Genomic DNA, 778 nt, shown 5'->3' with positions numbered 1-778 from the left:
TTCTTCACCTATGACAGAGCGAAGTCGCCGGGCGCGGCTTGACCTTCGCGCGTTGCGCGCCGTAAGCTTCCACAGTTTTACTGATTTCTGTAAAAGAGGACGCGACGGGCGGCGGCGGTGACGCGCTCAGTCCTGCCGGCGTCCGACCTGGCGGTCATCCCCATTCAGCCGTCGCCCTACGACCTGTGGGCGGCGACGGCGGCGGCGCAGTTGCTTCAGGAGGCGGCGACTTACCGGGAGATTCCGGCGGCGCTGGTCATCAACCGACGGGTTGCGGGGACGGTCATCGGACGCGAGGCGCAGACGGCGGCGACGAGCTGCGGGTTGCCGGTGCTGAAAACGGTTGTGAGCGGCGAGTCATCTTCGCCGAGGCGGCGGCCGCCGGGCGGCTGCCGCAGGAAGTCGAGCCGGGCGGCGCGGCGGCGTAGGACATCGCTGCGCTCAAGGCGGAAGTGGAGGCAATGCCGAATGCTTAAGAAAGCTGAGTCGCCGCGAAAACCAAAGCCGGTGCCGAAGAAGGCGAGCGTGGAGGACTGGATTCAGGGCGAAGCCGGAGCGACCACGAGCCAAGGTCAAGCGGCTGCGCCGGGCGAGGAGCGGCTGAGCCGGTTGACGTTGGATATACCGGAATGGCTGCACCGCGGCCTCAAGGCGGATGGCGCGCGGCGCGGCGTGAAGATGGCGGACGAGCTGCGCCGGATGCTCCTGGATCGCTACGGCGAAAGCCTTTGCGCCCTGTCCGGCGCGGCGGACGAGGCTGCGCCGCCGCCCCTGAAGC

The 778-nt window shown here is 68.4% G+C and carries 1 protein-coding gene; it reads left to right on the top strand.

From position 1 onward, the window contains the following. Nucleotides 1-117 precede the first annotated feature (117 nt). The coding region (locus tag NZ585_14920; GenBank protein MCS7081323.1) for a hypothetical protein at nucleotides 118-778 on the top strand (661 nt) is incomplete at its 3' end.

It is taken from the genome of Chloracidobacterium sp., from assembly GCA_025057975.1.
Lineage (GTDB): Bacteria > Acidobacteriota > Blastocatellia > Chloracidobacteriales > Chloracidobacteriaceae > Chloracidobacterium.
Note: the sequence above shows the minus strand (reverse complement) of the source record. Positions and strands in the feature narration are given on the sequence as shown.